The sequence below is a fragment of the Paraburkholderia sp. HP33-1 genome (genome assembly GCF_021390595.1).
GTDB lineage: Bacteria > Pseudomonadota > Gammaproteobacteria > Burkholderiales > Burkholderiaceae > Paraburkholderia.
The window spans coordinates 28,879-45,152 of record NZ_JAJEJR010000004.1 but is presented as its reverse complement, the minus strand read 5'-3'; the positions used below and the strand labels follow the sequence as shown (position 1 = coordinate 45,152).

Sequence of the window (16,274 nt, the reverse complement as noted above, 5' to 3'; positions counted from 1 at the left end):
AGGGGCGACGAAAAACTTGGACTATCTGGAGGTTGTTCAGGTACTCGCCGAAGATCGCATTCGAGCGGTTCGGTTCTACTCAAGACTGGGTAAGCGCATCAGAGCGACCATTCGACAACTGGGGGTACCCGACAAAGAATCCTCTCAAATCCTGGCATCGCGAATACTAAGAATGTCATGATTTGCGGAGCGACTAACAGCTTCGTTGAGACATTCAATGACTCATTCCGGGACGAATGCCTGAATCTGCATCAGTTTGAATCCCTAGCTGAAACCAAACGCGAGATTGAGGCTTGGCGTCGGGTCTACCGTCCCACTCGGTGTCACGTGGCGTCACGAATTTGAAGGATTCGTGTCAAGGAGTTGAAGGATGTGACGCCGGATGAATACGTCCGCCGGTAGAGCCTTCGCCCTATCGCAAGGCTTACGAAAGACCGGACACTAACGCTCCAGCATGTCCAGGACCAACGCAGTTCAATGCGGACGACTATGACGGGTCGCCGGATCCAAAGAGCGAGGCGGGCGCCGCCTACTATGACGAGCGGCAGTGTTGCGGCTGCGCGCCCGTGCCGCCATTGGGCAGGTTGCAAACCGCGGCACCTCGACTCCGCTGCGCAGAAGGACCGTCGTCTCCGCCCTGCGGCAAGCGGCGCCCGTTATTGGGATGTCAGGCCGGCGCTCATCAGGGGTCTCTTGATCTTCAGATTTCAGGTCGCTGGTCCAGGTAGCGTGTCGAGCGCCGGGGCTCGACGACGATGGTTTCATTGCCGAGTGGGCAAAGGGAGCGAGAATCTCGTTAAACGGAATGGGCGAGCATCGTCTATGCAACCAACTTCGTTGCTTGACCTAGATCGATTGCATTTAAAATCAAGGCCAACATAAAATGCTAAATGGTGCAGGAATTCTCGGTTAAGTGGTAGATGGCAGCACTTGACCCGGTGCTTTTCGGAGTCAGGAAAAGGTCGAGCCCGAAGTCGCGAAGCGGTGTGCCGCAGGCGCACGCTTGGGTTCGATTCGTCCCGGAGAATCATTCCGCTCGCGGGGACCGGGCGACATCTCCGCGGACATAGTCTGACCGCTCTAGTACCGGCCAATTACAGTTAAGTGCATAGTAATATGCAAGGTTAATTCTCGCGGGCCGGGGCAACGCGCAGGGCAGCGAGGGTCTGTGTCGTGGACGTTGACGTTCGCGCCCGGACAATCTTGGATTTAATACGAAAATGAATACGGTTTCGATCCTAGGCCGAGTGACTTCCGGCGAACTTCTGGAACTGGACGGCAGTGACTTCCCGGCTCAGGTGGCGGCAGAGGTACGCAAACTGATCAACCGGGGAGTGCTTGCACCCGGTGTCCAGCTGCGTCAGTCTGATCTTGCCGAGCGCTTCGGGATTAGTCGAGTGCCCGTACGTGAGGCGCTGAAACTGCTGGCCGCTGAAGGCATCATTGAACACGATCCGAATCGTGGGTTTTTTGTCGCCCAACTGTCGAGCGACGAGGCACGGCAACTATATCGGATGCGGCAATTGCTTGAAGCTGAATTGCTGATGACCATAGAGTGGCCGACGCCGGTGCAGATGAAGCAACTCAAGGTAATGCTCACAGATCTTGAGCATTTGCTCGGGGCGGGCAATCGCGAGGGCTGGATCGAGCAACACCGCGCGTTCCATGACATGATTTTCGATCTGTCGCCGAACAAGGTGCTCAAGCGTGAAGCGTTGCGATTGATGCGATTGACCGATCGCTATCGTGCATTGGCCGCAGATATCTCAGCGAACCCTGAACACCGCACTGCGAATATCGAGGCGCGGTTGGTGAAGGCGTTACAAAGTAGGGATAAAGACTTGCTGCTCGCGACTTACGAAAAGGGGCGATCAATAGTATTGAGCGGCTTGATGGCGGTGCTTGCGGCCAGAGAGATGTGATCAGCGGAAGGGGACCCGCAGTTCCGCCAGACTGCCGGCCAAGCTCGCATTTTTCGAAGCGCGGGATATTGTTTGATTCATGGTGGATTTCCGGGGACCGCGACGAAGGGTACTTTTTCCTCAAAATCCGCGCCGCGGTCCCCGGAAAACCTCGACGAAGTTTTTTGAGCGCTGGCGAGGTCTTGCGCTTGCCGTTCAGCACGGGTTCCTCGTTGCGTTCGGTCGCTTCACGTTCCGGCTTTTTGGAACTGAAACCCAGCGCGCCCACCACTCGCCAGACATGGACCTCGCTGAAGCTGATGCGATACAACCGTTCGATGAGCGTTCGTACGCGTGTGAGTATCCACAGCCGGATGCCAAAGCCATGTGCCAACGGACCTTGCGGCGGCGCCACGGGCAAACCCCGCAGTTGGCCCCCATCAATCTGCGCTCGCCGGCCTGTAGCCATGACGCACAACGCCTCGATGCCGCGCTCGTCGAGACAGGACTTCCATGTCCTGAAGATATCGATCACCAGCTGTGTCCAGGACAAGGGGCGACGGATGCCGTCATCCGGTCCGCCGCTTTGAAGATGCGACGCGAGCGTCCCGCCTGTCACGGTCCTTTGCGATGGACGGCAGCCAGAGGATTCCGCCGCGCATTCTTTCGACAATCGCGGCACGGCTCGATGCTGAGCGATCCATCGAACGTCTCGCTCCGGCAGTGGCCGCGTGGTGAAAATTCTCGCGTGAACGCAGGACGGCGACGAGCGTTACGCAATCAGTGATCCGTTAGCCGCCAGCCTCTCGAAGATTGCTTCGCCAGCACATGATGTAGATCACCTCGTTGGTACATGCCCGCCGGAACCACATTTCTCGCGCCCCGCCTGTGAACTACGCGAGAAGTGAAGATGTTTCGATCTGTCTTTCGTTCATGAAGACAGCGCCTATACTTTCAGGGATATTCCCGATAAGAAAGGACTTGCCATGAACTCCTTTCCGCGTGTAGTGCTCGGCATCCTTGCTGCAGCGTGCTGCATTGCGTCGGTTGCGGCGCTGGCTCAACCGTACGATTCCACGGCGCCGCTGACGCGGGCCAAGGTGCGCGCCGACCTGATCGAATGGCGGCAGGCGGGCTACGATCAGTCCGACGACTGGTCCGACTACCCGGAAAGCGCGCAACGCGCAGGCGCGATCGTGGCGCAACGGCGTGCGGCGGCCGGCACTGCTGCCGGTCAAATGACCCAGTAGTAACGTCACCGCAACACCGCAGTCATCGGGCATCGGGCGCAAGGGCCAACGCCGGTGGTAGGTCGTGTTCACCGTCCCGTTGAAGTACCTGTTGTCGACCCTTCCGGCTGACGTTGCACTGGAAGAACTGGTCGCCCAGGCGCACTTGCGCTGGCGTATCGGGCGCGACTGCCAGGACTTGATGCAGGAACCGGGAGTCGGGCATCGAAGACCGAGGATGGCGAGGCTTTGCGTCACGATGCCGCGTTACGTATCGTGGCGTACGGGTTTCTCGTCTCTGAACGACTTACTGCTGGCGGTTCCGTCAGCGCCAACAAACCTTGCCGCCCTCCAGGCAACTTCGCTTCCCGCGGATTGCATCCCCAGAGGAGCCCTGCGCGCACAGCGCCACGTAGCTGATTCGACTACCACGATTCGCCATCAACTCAGCTTCCCGTTGTGTCCATGCTGCCACCGCTCAAATCAGAGTTTCAGCTTGTGACACGGTAAGACTAGCGCGGCGGGTTAGTTAGTGCGACAGAGCTCGCAAGTCGCATCAGAAGCTTCGGATACGCGGCCCCCAAAAACGAGCACTGTCTTTTCGAATGGCTATATACGCCGTGCTTCTTCGCTGGTGAGCTATGCAACCAAATAGCCGCGGTAGGGATCATTTTCGATGATGCCCTCCACGGTGAGCAGCTTCAGCGCCTCTTGGACCGGTACACGGCCGGTTCCGAAGCGGTCGCTCGTCAAGGTATGACTGGCGCAATTGCGAACCCGTTGCCAGGGTACCGTGATTGATCCGGTTTCGGATTGTCACGGCGATTTTCGAGGGGGAGTTGCCCCGTCAAGCTCAGAAGTACCACCATGTGCTTTCCGTCGATATTAATGATAGTATACATTTTAGAATTATATAAACAAGTCAAAATACATCGACACGGTTCCCCCCACGAGATGAGAGCAATTCAGTGCGCCGGACCCGCGGCAGCGGCACAGAACAGAACAATTGACCATAGTAAGAGGTGGGGTTCGAACGTATAGGTAGAAACCCAACTACTGGTTCCGGCCACATTTGTAGGAGATGCAGCGAAGATGAAGAGCGAGGAGAATCCACCCCTATGCCATGTAGCTGAAGTCTCAGCGTTAAATTGGCTATCCCGTTTCATCGAAGTCGACAAGGCGATCTTCGAGGGCGCTGATCGACATTTGAAATCATCGCTTGGGATTTCGTTTGCGCAGGCGAAGGTCGTCGCATGTCTCGCTGGGCGGCAATTCACGACGCAGGTTCAGCTCGCCCGCCGGCTGCAATACGATATGGGGGCGCTATCCAGAGTCATTCAGCGTCTCATGGACGTCGGAATTGTCATGAGGTCTCGGCATCCAAACGACTGTCGCTGCTGGTGTGTTCAGCTTACGGGTAGCGGAGTGGCCATGGTGGCGAAAATTACAGCTTTCCTCGGGGCAACCGACGAAAGATTGATTAGCCTCTTAACCGAGGATGAAGTGGAAAGTTTTGTTGGATTGCTCAAGCGCTTACTTGTCAATTCTGCAGCCCATGGGCCAGCCGGCGCCTCGGCAGTTGCCCTGAGGGGCAGCCCAAAACCCTCCGGCGCCATTGGCGCACCGGTGTGAACGACACCGCTCCCGGCCTTGCTCGTCGGATATGTGGACCATAATCAGCACGCGGAAGCGATCGATGAGTATCGTGCTTTCTATGCTGCGCTTTTCGATCTGACGTTCCCAAAGTTCTTTGGATGACAAGCACTTCGTTTGATTCGACTGACGGAGAGAGAGCATGCTTGCCCCTATCGATACTGATGGGGCCATGCCGATATCTTCGGTTATACAATCAACTTAAACAAGAAAACATGCTCCTGCTTCTTCGCAATCTCAAAGTGCGCAACCGGCTGTTTGTTAGCTTCGCAATCGTTATCCTGTTGCTATGCAGCGCCGCGGGTTTTGCGCTCTTCCAGGCGCATCAGATTCAATCACATCTGCTCGACATTAAGCAGAATTGGATGGAGTCAGTCAAAACGGTTGCTGATCTTCGTCTGGCCCTGAGTACGGATCGTCGCTCCACGCTGGGTCTTGTTTTGTCCGATACCAAACAAGCCAAAGATACCAATGCTGTGATTCGGGCCGGAGCCTTGGACCAGCTGAGGAAGAGTGTCGATCGCTATGAAAAACACGCGCTGCCGGGTGAGGATCGTCAGTATTTCGAGAACGATAAGAAAGCTATTGCTGCGTACGCGGTAATCAACAAAGAACTCTACGCTCTTGCAATGTCTGATAACCCCGATCTTGCTGCCGAACGGGTGCTCGCCAACACCAAGATCTTTGCTGTTTTCAAATCCACTGAGAACACGCTCACCGCCCATATGGACTTCATTCAGAAGCAGGCAGATCAGGCTACGGACAAGGCCATTCACGAATACGATATGGCTCTGGTGCTGACGTTCACCGTAATATTTTTCGCTATCGTTGCGACGGTATATGTCTGCAACACGGTTGCGACGTCGATCATCTTCCCGTTAAATGACGCCGTAAAAATTGCTGAGGCAGTCGCGTCGGGGGATCTGACGTCGCAAGTCAGGGTCCATTCCGATACTGAACTCGGCCAATTGATGCGTGCGCTTCGCAGCATGAATGAGAGTCTCGCCGATATAGTGAAGCAGGTGCGGTCCGGTAGTGAGGCGGTACTGATCGGTGCATCCGAAATCGCAGCAGGTAACGAGAATCTGAGCCAACGCACCGAGGAACAGGCGGCATCTCTCGAACAGACGGTAGCTTCTATCCAGCAGTTGACGGCGACCGTGCAGAACAACGCGGCGAATGCCAGACAGGGACTCGAACTCGCGCAGACTACGTCCGATTTGGCAAACAGCGGTGGCGAGGTGATGAAACATGTCGTGACCACCATGACAGGCATTGCCGATCAATCCAGGAAAGTCGCCGACATCATTGCGACTATCGAGGGTATCGCCTTTCAGACCAATATCTTGGCCCTTAACGCGGCGGTTGAAGCCGCACGTGCCGGCAACGAAGGTCGTGGTTTCGCCGTCGTCGCCCAGGAAGTCCGCACGCTGGCTCAACGCTCAGCAATGGCCGCCAAAGAGATCAAGGAATTGGTCAGCAATTCGGTCACCCGCGTTGGTCAAGGATCTCAACTGGTGAACGATGCCGGGTCCAAAATCAACGAGGTGGTGAGTGAGTTCGCCCACGTATCGACGCTGATGAAGGAGATCACCCATGCATCCGATGACGGCCACCGGGGCATCATGGAGATAAATAAGGCGATCGGCGAAATCGATACGGTGACCCAGCACAACGCAGCCTTGGTCGAAGAGGCCGCTGCTGCCGCCCGTGGCGTTCATGCAGAAGCAGAACGCCTTCAGACACTGGTTTCTAACTTCAAGATTGCACGCGCTATTTAAATCACAATTTCCAGGCACAAAAAAGGTCGACGAGGGAGGGCTCCTTTTATACCGACGAAGACTCCGTTACTGCGACGTTATTACTTCTCGGAGTCGAAGCCGGGCAAGAATTCGCCAAGCGCCGGAACGTCTCCGCGATCGGGGATACAATTCGTCGAGCATTCCGATGCTGGTCTGCGACGAAGCCTACCGTGCCGATCCCGCCTCGGTGCGCGTGACGCATGTACTGAATACGCTGCACATGAAGGACCACGCGACCATGCTGTACTTCGCGAACTCGATGAATCTGGTGCGCGAACACAAGGCTGTGTTTTACGGACGTGACGATATCGTCGGTTTCATGGTTCAACATGCGGACGCGGTCGTCTCGCATCAGTGGCGCAACGAGCAGAACTACAGCTACCTCGACGCGCTGTACGGTGACTATCCGCTGACCCACAACCCCGGGCTCTGATGTGATGGACGACTCCCGCTAAACGGCGAGAGGTTCATGCCAAAGCTATGCCCGGACCCAGCAGATTACAACTCACGCCGAGCGGATAGCGCTCTGCGCCGCACGGGCCCTATCACTGTCGAAACCAGACCGAGCGCGAGGAAACCACCGAACACCCATTTTCCTAAGGTCGTCAAGGTCAGTGGAACGTTTTTCTGCAGAACGGTGGCATGCAGATGGAATCGGGCTCCGGGGTATTCGTCCTTTTCGTGCTTGTATGGACCCGACGCCTTTTGCAAGCTCCTTGTTCGTGATGTCGAAACGGTCTGCATGCATGTATCCGGCTTGCCAGATGGGCCGTTGCCGAAGCACGCCCGCAGCCTCGATGAGATCCGCGCACCCCGTCCTTAGCAAAATCGCGGCTTGCCACAGGTGGCAGCCGGCACGAAAAACAGGCTTCAGGATGCTGGTTCAACCTATTTCGTCATCGCTTTGAGAAGCTTCGCAAACCTGTGTGTGGGCGTTACCTTCCTGCAAGCGGTTTTGAGGTTATGCTGCCGCGCTTCGCGCCATATAGGTTGCATCGCCGCTGAGTAGTGCCTGGATGATCCGCGCGTTCCTGTTGGCCAATGCGACCGCCGCGCAGTTATGCCCGCGTCGAGCCATCAAAGCCTGAAGCCAGATGCTCTGAGGATCAGTTTTCTTCGGTGCGTAACGCAGAACAGTCCGCGCGCCATGAATGAGCAAGGTCTGCAAGTAGGTGTCGCCGCGTCGGCTGATGCCGTGCAGGCGCGGCTTGCCGCCAGACGAATACTGTCGGGGCACGAGCCCCAGCCAGGCAGACAGGTGCCGGCCGTTGCGAAACTGCGTGGCGTCGCCGACCGCGGCGACAATGGCTGTGGCGGTGATCGGACCAATACCGGGGATCTCGGCGATCTTCCTGCAAAGCATGGATTTCTTCATGAATGACTGGATGGATGCCTCGATGAGATGAACACGTTCCTCGATGGTGCCCAGGTGCTGCAGAAGCTCAGTGAGCAGCGTCTGGCAAAACGGAGTCAGTTCATCTGCGCTCGTGCGCAGGAATTCCGGTATCGCACGCTTGAAGGCTTCCGGTGAGCGCGAGATGGCCAGTCCGCGTTCACCGAGCAGGCCACGTATCTGGTTGATCAGCGCAGTACGGTGACGCAACAGGATAGCCCGCATGCGGTGCGCGGCTTGGATGTCCTGCTGCTCGACGGATTTGATCGTGACGAAACGCATCGTGGGCCGGCTGGCAGCCTCGACGATCGCCTCCGCATCGTTGCGGTCGTTCTTGTTCGTCTTGACGAACGGTGCGACGTATTGCGGGCTGATCAGCCGGACTTCCATACCGATCGACTGGAAACGCCTCGCCCAGTGATGGGCCGTGCTGCAGGGTTCCATCACGACCACCCTGGGACTCAAGGTGCGCACGGATTCGAAGAATGAACTGCGTGAGACCTTCGACCGGTGCACAACATGACCTCGACGATCGGCGCCGTGGAGCTGGAAGACCTGTTTCGCGAGATCAATGCCGAGAACGTCGATTTCCATGATGAACCTCCGCACGTCTCGGTGAGTGCGTTAGTGTCCCCTGGAGGGGGGCGCCGGGTCCATCTCAGTAAAATCTGGCGGTAGCGGCGTAAGAAGTCGCCTGTAGCAAGGCTGTGCGGCCTCACAGGCTTTTGCAATTTGATGGATCTTCAACTCGTTGATATGAAAGAGATTTTTCGTGAAAACCGCCAGAAAATACACGGAAAGTACGAATACCCCGGATAGCGCCAATCGGTCCCGTAGTAAACGACCGTGGCTCGCCCGCGGAAGTTGCGTGGACGACAATTGCAGCCAACGGCTGAAGGCCATGGCGCTCGGCGGTTACGGTTCAGTGATCATGGGAACAAGGATCGCGCGGGCGATATCGATAACCGCTTGGGAAGCAGCGCTAGGCGTGCGTCCTTCCACGTAACTCAAAACGATTGAACGTGTGAGGCTCGGGGACACGATCTTCGATGCCTGGAGTTGGCCGGCGTGCAGTTCCTCGCGGACAGCATGTCGCCCAAGGATTGCATAGATGTGAGACGTAGCCACTAGATGCTTTTGAAGCGGAATCGAATCGCATTCGATTGGCACGTTTATCTCGATTCCTTTCCTACGGGCATGATGCTCCAGCAGATCCCGGGAGACATTTGGATGCCCTGCAAGAACCAACGGTATTTTGGCTAGCTTGGAAAACTCAACGGTCGCCGAACTCGTTAGGACATCACCCGGGGGGCCAATCAGGGCGGTCGACAGCGGACCAATGCGTATGTCCGAGCGCCGTTCCTCCTTTGTGTTTCTCAGTACAACGCCAAAATCGATTGCTTGAGCCTCAAGCCACTCAGATATTTGTCGCCCGGGCCCATCAAAAATGTGCAAGTGGATCTCCGGAAACGCTTTGGTGATCCGCTCATAAAGGGAACTCGTAAAGTCTCTGCTAATTGACGATAGTATGCCCACCTTAACCGTTCCCGCCGGTACGTTCGCGGCGCGGCGTACGTCGCGCGAAAGCTGATTGCCTTCCTCTAACCACGCAACAACTCGTGGGTATATACGTGCGCCGGCTTCGTTGAGCCTGACACCGCGTCCAGTTCGCTCGAAAAGCCTGCCGCCGCAAATCTTCTCGATTGTCGCAAGTTGGCGACTTACGACGGACTGCGCCACGTCGCGGGCGCTCGCTACGCGGGTAACGCTTCCATACTCCACGATCTGCACAAACAGTCTCCATAACTGCACATCCATGTCCATGAAATACCTTTCAAGCTATGTCTGGATTGACCATCTTGCATCTAGGTGGATGGCGCTCTGATCGTTAGATTATCACCTGGCGGCATTGTAAAAATTCTGACGATCTATGAGGAGCGACGTGGAACAGCCGAACGTATTGTTTATCGCGGTTGATCAGTGGCCTGGAGCCTTGCTCGGTTGTGCCGGGCATCCCTCCGTGCTGACACCAACTATCGATCATCTTGCCCGCCTCGGCACGCGTTATACCCGGGCATATTCAGAATCGCCAATCTGTATCCCCGCACGGCGATCGATGATGACGGGACTGAGTCCGCGAGGGCACGGTGACCGCTCGTTCAAGCCTGCAGAGCGTCTTCCCAAGGAGCCACTCCTAGCCCAATGTTTTCGCGATGCCGGCTATCAGGCAACGGCGATTGGCAAGCTTCACGTCTTCCCGCAACGCGCGCGAATCGGCTTCGACGACACAATTCTCGCGGAGGAAGGCCGGATCGAACTCGGCACGACCGACGATTACGATATTTATCTCGCCGATCATGGGCACACCGGCGAGCAATTCATGCACGGCATGTCGAACAACGACTACATGTTCCGTCCGTGGCATTTGGAAGAGGCACACCACGTCACGAACTGGACGGCGCGCGAGGCTGCGAGGGCGATCAAGCGCCGAGATCCGGACCGGCCCGGATTCTGGCACGTATCGTTCACGCATCCGCACCCACCTTTGGCGCCGCTCGCGTCCTACATCGAAATGTATGACAGGTTACCGATCGACGAACCAAATGCCGGTATCTGGTCCGAAAGGCTTGAAACGCTACCGCAGGCTCTTCAGGTCGTGCGCGCATACTGGCCGGCGGAGCATAGCGCCCATGTTTTAAGGGGAATCCGGCAGGCTTACTACGCCTTGTGCACCCACATCGACCACCAGATAAGGGTACTGATCGGTACTCTGCGTGACGAGGGAATTCTTGACGACACGTTGATCGCACTCGTCTCTGATCACGGAGACATGCTCGGCGAGCATGGCCTCTGGGGCAAGTGTGTGTTCTATGAACGCGCCGCGAATATCCCGTTCATCCTCGTCGGAACGGCCGGCTGCAAGCGGATCGGCCGCGGTGTTACCGACGACCGTCTCGTTGCCCTTCAGGACATCATGCCGACCTTGCTCGATGTTGCCGGCATTCCAATTCCGGGAACGCTCGACGGTATGTCAGCCGTCGGCGCCGAGCGCCGCGACTTTCTCTATGGTGAATGCCGAGAGATGCGAAGCGCGACCCGCATGATGCACGACGGGCGACACAAGTTGATCTGGTATCCCGCGGGGAACCATATACAGCTTTTTGATCTCACCGCGGACCCAACTGAAATGGTCGATTTATCGAGTGATCCGGCGTATGTCAAAGTTCGAACAAGACTCGAGCATGAACTCGCAAAAAGCCTGTACGGATGCGACGAAGCGTGGGCCACAGATGGGCGCCTCATCGGATATCAGCCGGACGAATACACGCCAGAGGCTTCGCGCACTTTCGCGAACCAGCGGGGCCTTCATTATCCGCCGCCGCCGCTGGTCAACCCCGAGAAGAGCGGAGCAATGGCCAAGTAGGCTGCTTTGTGTGCACTAGGGAGCCCACTAGTTGGCGGGCAGCGGATAGAGAAGTCACGGCATCGACCTCAGCGAACAAACCGACCTCTGACACGACGGCGACCTATACCTAGGGGAAGCCGTACCAAGACATATGAGGTTCGACGACACCCAGACAAAATTAGTGAGGTTGCCCTTGCTAACCGTCGGATGCTTGATCGAGCCAAAAGAACTCAAATCAAGAGAGAACGGAGACTACGAATGAAGCAGCGAATGGTTTCAGGGCTTAGATGGTGGATCATAGGATTAGTATCGGCGGGCATAACGCTGAATTACCTCTCACGGAGTTCGTTGTCCGTGGCCATTCCGGAGCTTAACAAGCATTTCAGCATTTCGACTGAGCAGTATTCCTATGTCGTTTCCGCATTCCAAGGGGCATACATGATTGTTCAGCCTCTATGCGGATACGTGCTCGATATCGTCGGGACAAAAATTGGCTTCGCCATATTCGCAGTTGCGTGGTCACTGGCGAACATGCTCCATGGTCTGGCGACGGGTTGGATCTCTTTTGCGTTCTTCCGCGGACTCCTTGGTGCCACAGAATCTGCAGTGATTCCAGCATCGGTCAAGGTCGTGTCTGAGTGGTTTCCCGACAAGGAGAAGTCGATTGCGACGGGATGGTTTAACTCAGGAACATCTCTCGGAGCCATGTTCGCACCACCGTTGGTCGTGTGGTGCATCCTCCACTACAACTGGCAAATGGCGTTCATCGTCACCGGAGGGCTGAGCTTGATTTGGGTCGTCGTATGGCTCGCAGTTTACAACGTTCCCCAACAGCACAAATGGCTTAGCTCCGGCGAGCGCTCGACCATCATCGGAGGGCAAGCGATCGTTCGCAAGGTAAAAGCCCACTGGACCGTCATGCTGCGTTCTAGGGTCCTGTGGGGAATCATGATTTCAAGGTTTCTCGCAGCACCGGCCTGGGCGACCTTCAGCTTCTGGATTCCAATCTACCTCTCATCCGTTCGGCACATGAGCCTCAAGGAGATCGGCATGTTTGCGTGGTTGCCGTTCCTTGCGGCAGATTTGGGTAGCATCGTGGGGGGATACCTCTGCCCGAGTTTTCAGAAGTGGTTTAACGTTCATCTTGTGACCTCGCGCAAGCTGGTGGTGGTCTTTGGCGCGCTCCTGATGATCGGACCCGCGTGCATCGGCTTGGCTGCCGATAAATATGTAGCAGTTCTCCTGTTCTGTGTCGGCGGTTTTGCGCACCAAGCCCTTTCCGGGGCACTTCTTACACTTCCTGCTGACGTCTTCCCGCGCGAAGAAGTTGCGACGGCCAGCGGATGGACAGGCACGGCTGCGTGGTTAGGAAGCTCTGTCTTCTCCCTGATCATCGGGGCGCTCGCGACAAAGATTGGATACAACCCGTTGTTCGCCTGTCTCGTAATGTTCGACGTGCTCGGGGCCATTGTCCTCTGGCTAATGGTTCCTTCCAAGAGAAATAACGAGATTCAGATCAACGGGCTAGGCCAGCAGACTTGACTCAGCACACAAGACACTTTCGATAATTAATTATCCATAGAACGAGAGACGAGTAGATGAAAAGCAAGACACTGAGCCACGCTGTGCTGTTAGCAACGATGTACGGCACCAATGTGTTCGCCCAGAGTAGCGTAACGCTTTACGGTGCGGTAGATGATGCAGTCACGTATGTGAACAATCAGAAAGGCCATTCCAACGTTTACATGCGCTCGGGAAATCTCACGACCTCAGTCTGGGGATTAAATGGGGTAGAGGACCTCGGCGGTGGCTTGGCAACGATCTTCCAGGTCGAGTCGAGTTTTGACATGAATTCTGGTGCTGCGACGACATCTGGCCTCATCTTCAATCGACAAGCGTACATGGGGCTGAGGGACCGGAAATACGGGACTGTCACGATGGGACGTCAGTACACCCCCTATTTTTTGCTCGTCGGTCCTCTTGCACCCGCTGCGACCATGGCTGGTGCGGTGGGAGCGCGCCCAGGCGACATCGACAGCCTGGACAAGACCACGCGCGCCAATAGCTCTGTGACCTACACCTCGCCGGTCCTTCGCGGCCTTCAGGCTAGCGCAATGTATGGCTTTGGCGGGAACCCCGGTAGCATCGGTAGCGGACAGACTATCAGCGCTGCACTACAGTATTCGTCCGGCCCGCTTGGAGTCGCAGCGGGCTACTTGCGAATGGAGAATGCACAGCCGGGCGTCGTGTTCGGATCAACTTCAAGTGCATCATTGGGAACTACGGTCGTCAATCAAGGTTACCTTACGGCCAGCCGGATTGAGGATGCGGCGATCGCGGCAAACTACACCATCGGAGCTCTCCGACTCGGAGCTGTCTATGCGAACGTTCGGTATCTCGCGGGTAACCAGTCGGCATTCCTTGACACCGTGGTCTTTAATAATTACGGCATCTTCGGAACTTATCGCATTCGTCCGGACCTGGAGTCGGCCGCTGCAGTGAGCTATACGGTCGCTTCGAGGGCCAACACTATTCAAGATCCCGCAAAATATCTTCAGTTTTCCCTTAAGCAGGCCTATTTGCTTTCCAAAAGAACGACGCTCTATGCGCTCGAAGGGTTCACTCACGCGACCGGAAAGACCCTCGGTGTCAGCGGTATCAAGACAATTGTGACCGCTGCTCCAGTTGTCGGCGATTCTCAAAATCTCACACCATCGTCGACACCGAATCAGGTCGTAGTTATGATCGGTATCGCAAGTAAATTTTAGGACTTAAATTAATAGTACACCTACACAATAAATTTAATGGGTGGAAACCTCACCACCGACTCCGCCCGTTCCGTTATGAATCTCAGTGGGGAATTTTTCAATTTATTCCCAGAAAGACAGAAGATTTGTCTTACCACAGTCACAGATAAGGCGGGCGGTAAGGTGCAAAAAAAAATTTTCGAGACAGACAGAAAATCAAATTAACTCAGGAGGATTCTATGAGGAACGCGAAAACATCAGTCTCAAATTGTCAGCTTGCCTCATGCGAGGCCAAGCTCACGGCTGCTTCTATGCGCGCCGGACTTTCACTCGAAAGGTGGGGGCCGTACCCGTGGTTTTTTGCAATTTCTGTCGCGTCGACCCTCTTGACTGCTTGCGGTGGCTCGGATATCGAAACCGATCCTATAGCTCAGTTTTCCGCAGACAAAACCACCGTTAGCCAAGGACAAGCAGTCACGCTCTCGTGGAGCGCCCCCAACGCCCAAAGCGTCACGCTAAGTGGCGTGTCAGCAACCCCGGCATCCTCGGCAGTCGTCGTACCAGCGCAAAGCACCACCTATACCCTGACCGCGACCAATTCGTCTGGCGGAGTATTTACGAAGACGATAACCGTGAGCGTCGCCAGCTCCACCCCGATGGCGACAGTCACAGTCGACCCAACTAATCCGGGCACACAAATCCCGAGTGGTTACATCGGCTTCTCACATCCGTGGGGACAAGCTCAACTATTGATGGGCGACCCTGCAATCGGTGTAAATCCGATCTATCGGCAGCTGTTGAAAAACATAACGAAATTCGGCGGTGGACCCGTATCAATCCGAATAGGTGGAACCGTGAGTGACTCGACGACCGAGCCAAACTCGGGTACCGTGCGCCCATTCGCGCAACTTGCGAATGATCTGTCGGCGGCGGGATATGGCGCGACATTTATCCTCGGCATCAATTTCGCGGCCAAGAATGCGACGCTCGCGTCAGACCAAGTCAGCGAGTACGCAAGTGATATGCCTGCGGGCGCGTTGCAGTCGATCGAACTGGGTAACGAGCCAGATTTATATGTGTTACAGAAGGTTCGACCCTCACCCTACTCGTTTGACCAGTACACAACCGAGGTCCAGACGATTACACAGGCAATTTTGAGCAAAGTACCGAATAGTCCGCTATTTACGGGACCTTCCGCGGCGTTCTATCCTCAGGACCCGGCAACAGGCGCGCTCCTGCCACCATTCCTGTCTGTCGGAGGGCTGACGAATTTGCTGAGCCAGTCCGGCTCGGTCATTGCCAATGTAAGTCAACATTCCTACATCACTACAGGAACAGCCTGTGGAGGATCGGCCGCCTCGGGTTTGCTTCTTAAGCCGTCTTCATCAACTTCCGATCCGTCATATGCTGTACCGTTTGCGGCAGTAGCAAAGGCCGCAAACAAGCCGTACCGGATAGACGAGATGAATTCGATCTCCTGCGAGGGGCAGGATGGCGTCAGCAACGCGTTCGAGGAGGCTCTTTGGGCGCCCGATGTGATGTTTGAATACGCCAAAGCGGGTGCAACTGGAGTGAACATGATCTCGAAGAACTGGAATAAGTTCAGTGCTTGGGATGTGTATGGTGCGTTCAACTTCAATTTGCCGCAGAGCCAGTACGACAACCTGGCGAATATTGCAGTCAAGACGTGGACGCCCCCCGCAGGTATCCAATGGTCGAATGGCTACTCGATCCGGACAATCCAGGCGCTGTACTATGGCATGCTCCTGTTCGCAGAAGCTGCGGAGAACGGGTCTAGTTTGCTACCCGTGACGCTGAATACTTCTGCAAATCTGAAGGCGTGGTCGACACTAGACCCGACGACGGGCAAGGTCAACGTCCTGGTCATCAACAAGGATCAGCAAGACTACGGAAACATCAGCGTAACCGTACCAGGATTCAAGAGTGCTGCAATTGAGCGGATGCGTGCGCCTGCCTTTACGTCAAAGAGCGGGATCACGCTTGGTGGGCAGACGTTCGATGGCAGCGTGGATGGCACCCCTGTCGGCACAAAATACGCAGAGGTACTGACTGAGCAAAGTAGCACCTTCAATGTTGCGATTGAGCCTACTAGTGCAGTTCTGGTTACCTTGTCGAAATAGGG

General features: G+C 55.9%; 10 protein-coding genes and 4 pseudogenes. 11 read left to right on the top strand and 3 right to left on the bottom strand.

The features are described 5' to 3' along the window. Positions 1–195: 195 nt before the first annotated feature. Together L0U81_RS32440 and L0U81_RS32435 are read left to right on the top strand one after the other, a co-directional pair. Positions 196–333, top strand: a pseudogene (locus tag L0U81_RS32440) (integrase core domain-containing protein); the annotation flags it as partial. An 887-nt stretch (positions 334–1,220) separates the two neighbouring features. Continuing rightward, positions 1,221–1,922, top strand: a complete 702-nt coding sequence (locus tag L0U81_RS32435; RefSeq protein WP_233810187.1) for a GntR family transcriptional regulator — start codon at positions 1,221–1,223, stop codon at positions 1,920–1,922. 217 nt (positions 1,923–2,139) lie between these two features. Here L0U81_RS32435 and L0U81_RS33925 read toward each other — a convergent pair. Beyond that, a pseudogene (locus L0U81_RS33925) lies at positions 2,140–2,370 on the bottom strand (helix-turn-helix domain-containing protein); the annotation flags it as partial. A 517-nt stretch (positions 2,371–2,887) separates the two neighbouring features. On the opposite strand from L0U81_RS33925, the gene L0U81_RS32430 reads away from it, so the two are divergent. From L0U81_RS32430 to L0U81_RS32405, 5 genes and pseudogenes are all read left to right on the top strand, one after another. Continuing rightward, positions 2,888–3,151 (top strand): DUF4148 domain-containing protein, encoded by a 264-nt coding sequence (locus L0U81_RS32430; RefSeq protein ID WP_233810185.1) that lies wholly within the window; start codon positions 2,888–2,890, stop codon positions 3,149–3,151. Positions 3,152–3,227: 76 nt separating this feature from the next. Further along, positions 3,228–3,550, top strand: a pseudogene (locus tag L0U81_RS32425) (IS701 family transposase); the annotation flags it as partial. A 672-nt stretch (positions 3,551–4,222) separates the two neighbouring features. Then, complete coding sequence (locus L0U81_RS32415; RefSeq protein ID WP_233810181.1) at positions 4,223–4,762, top strand: MarR family winged helix-turn-helix transcriptional regulator; 540 nt, start codon at positions 4,223–4,225, stop codon at positions 4,760–4,762. Between the two features lie 236 nt (positions 4,763–4,998). Then, positions 4,999–6,564 (top strand): methyl-accepting chemotaxis protein, encoded by a 1,566-nt coding sequence (locus L0U81_RS32410; RefSeq protein ID WP_233810179.1) that lies wholly within the window; start codon positions 4,999–5,001, stop codon positions 6,562–6,564. Between the two features lie 163 nt (positions 6,565–6,727). Further along, positions 6,728–7,015, top strand: a pseudogene (locus L0U81_RS32405) (DUF2827 family protein); the annotation flags it as partial. 531 nt (positions 7,016–7,546) lie between these two features. Here L0U81_RS32405 and L0U81_RS32400 read toward each other — a convergent pair. Both L0U81_RS32400 and L0U81_RS32395 read right to left on the bottom strand, forming a co-directional pair. Beyond that, positions 7,547–8,572, bottom strand: coding sequence for an IS110 family transposase (locus tag L0U81_RS32400; protein WP_233810177.1), 1,026 nt, complete (start codon positions 8,570–8,572; stop codon positions 7,547–7,549). A gap of 321 nt (positions 8,573–8,893) precedes the next feature. Beyond that, on the bottom strand, positions 8,894–9,802 hold the full coding sequence (locus L0U81_RS32395) for a LysR family transcriptional regulator (protein ID WP_233810175.1): 909 nt from the start codon (positions 9,800–9,802) through the stop codon (positions 8,894–8,896). 118 nt (positions 9,803–9,920) lie between these two features. Here L0U81_RS32395 and L0U81_RS32390 point away from each other — a divergent pair, with 118 nt between their 5' ends. The 4 genes from L0U81_RS32390 to L0U81_RS32375 all read left to right on the top strand — a co-directional run bounded on the left by L0U81_RS32390 (position 9,921) and on the right by L0U81_RS32375 (position 16,272). After that, entirely contained in the window at positions 9,921–11,402 is a 1,482-nt protein-coding gene (locus L0U81_RS32390) for a sulfatase-like hydrolase/transferase (protein ID WP_233810173.1), read from the top strand. 240 nt (positions 11,403–11,642) lie between these two features. Next, on the top strand, positions 11,643–12,926 hold the full coding sequence (locus L0U81_RS32385; RefSeq protein WP_233810171.1) for an MFS transporter: 1,284 nt from the start codon (positions 11,643–11,645) through the stop codon (positions 12,924–12,926). A 56-nt stretch (positions 12,927–12,982) separates the two neighbouring features. After that, positions 12,983–14,152 carry a porin gene (locus tag L0U81_RS32380; RefSeq protein ID WP_233810169.1) on the top strand — a complete coding sequence of 390 codons (1,170 nt, stop codon included), beginning with the start codon at positions 12,983–12,985 and terminating at the stop codon, positions 14,150–14,152. Positions 14,153–14,370: 218 nt separating this feature from the next. Next, positions 14,371–16,272 (top strand): glycosyl hydrolase family 79 C-terminal domain-containing protein, encoded by a 1,902-nt coding sequence (locus L0U81_RS32375; protein ID WP_233810167.1) that lies wholly within the window; start codon positions 14,371–14,373, stop codon positions 16,270–16,272. The last annotated feature ends 2 nt before the right edge of the window (positions 16,273–16,274 follow it).